Source organism: Anaerovibrio sp. (assembly GCF_045637405.1).
In the GTDB taxonomy this organism is placed as follows: domain Bacteria; phylum Bacillota; class Negativicutes; order Selenomonadales; family Selenomonadaceae; genus Anaerovibrio.
Genome location: NZ_JAZTZI010000030.1, coordinates 1 through 1,448, shown reverse-complemented (window position 1 = coordinate 1,448; position 1,448 = coordinate 1). Strand labels below are relative to the sequence as shown.

Below are 1,448 nucleotides of genomic sequence, written 5' to 3'. Positions count from 1 at the left end.
GGAAAAACATGGATTAAGATATGCTACAATGCGTGGCCTAGCAAAAATTAAAATGCAGGTGACGCTTACTTTTGCGTGCATGAATTTGAAAAAACTTACTCTTTGGAAGAAGAGGGCCGGTACGCTCTCACCAACTATTGTCGCTTTATTACAAAACTTGTCCTGGAATTTAAGAATAATTCCTATCTGGCAACAAAAATACGCATAAAAAGTAAGCGTCAAAATATAGTATGCCTCAACAGCAAATAAAAAAGCAGCCCGTAGGCTGCGTCATAGTATAACGGTATTATTCTTCAGTTGGCAGGTTCACATTCCAAGGGAGATACTTTTCCAAAACTGAATCATCCTTTAAGGATTCTTCCTGGGACATGTTTGTAAAGATGTATTCCAGATATTCTTTGGTATCAACTTTGTTGGCTATGCATGTCTCTATTAAACTGTATACTGCGGCACTGGCCTCGGCACCAGTCGGAGAGCCGGAAAATACCCAGTTTTTTCGACCGATGGTGAATGGACGGATGCTTCTTTCTGCAAGGTTATTGGAAATGCTGCAATTACCGTCACGCAGATAATTCATCAATTCATTGCGGTGAGATAAACAGTAATTTATGGCCTTGGAAAGCTTGGATGACTGTGGAACATGGCCCTGTTCTTTTTCAAGGTACTCAAATAAAGCCAGAAGAATAGGCTTGGCCTCTTTTTCCCGCTGTTTTTGCCGTTCTTCAGCTGAAAGCTCCTGACAATCCTGTTCAATTTTAAATAAGCGGCCCATTTCATTAATGACGCGGCCTGGTATGGTATCCTCGGGATGCTCAATATTTTCTGGCAGGGCCTCAACAAATTTACGCCTTGCATGGGCCATACAACAGCAATGGATTACATCATCCACTTGGCTGTATCCTGCATAGGCATCCGTGTGAAGATAACCATGGAATCCGTCAAGGAATTTGCTGGCACATGCACCGGCTCTGGAAGGCTGGTATTCAAATACCCGTATGTGGTGCTTGGCATATTGGCCAGTGGAATACAGCCACATATAGGATTTGCTCTTGTTCTTGCGTCCCTTTTCCTTAAGCACCTGAACCGGCGTTTCATCAGCATGAAGGATATTTTCCTTAAGAAGCTGTTTTTTCATCAGGCCAATAAGTGGCTTGAGATAATCCCTGTATGCGTACTGAATCCAGTTGGCCATGGTCTGCTTGCTGAGGTTAAGCCCCATAATTTGCCACAGCTTTTCCTGCCGCTGCAGTGGCAATGCAAACTGGAATTTGTTAAGCATGGTGGCAGTCATTACGGATGGAGTAACCGGCGAATTGGGAACCAGAGGCTTAGGTGTCGGTGCTTTTACAAATTCAACATGTTCGTCATTTTCACACGCTTTGCATTTGTAGACAGTCTGGTATATCTCATCGACAATAATCTTTGCCGGAATAATGCGTACCTCATCG

At 43.4% G+C, this 1,448-nt stretch carries 2 protein-coding genes; one reads left to right on the top strand and one right to left on the bottom strand.

Features of this window, described 5'->3' with window-relative positions; genetic code table 11:
* Positions 1-208: transposase (locus ACKI5G_RS02375; protein WP_407397295.1), on the top strand; the 208-nt coding region annotated here is incomplete at its 5' end.
* 78 nt (positions 209-286) lie between these two features.
* Here ACKI5G_RS02375 and tnpC read toward each other — a convergent pair.
* Positions 287-1,448: IS66 family transposase (gene tnpC, locus ACKI5G_RS02370; protein ID WP_407397293.1), on the bottom strand; the 1,162-nt coding region annotated here is incomplete at its 5' end.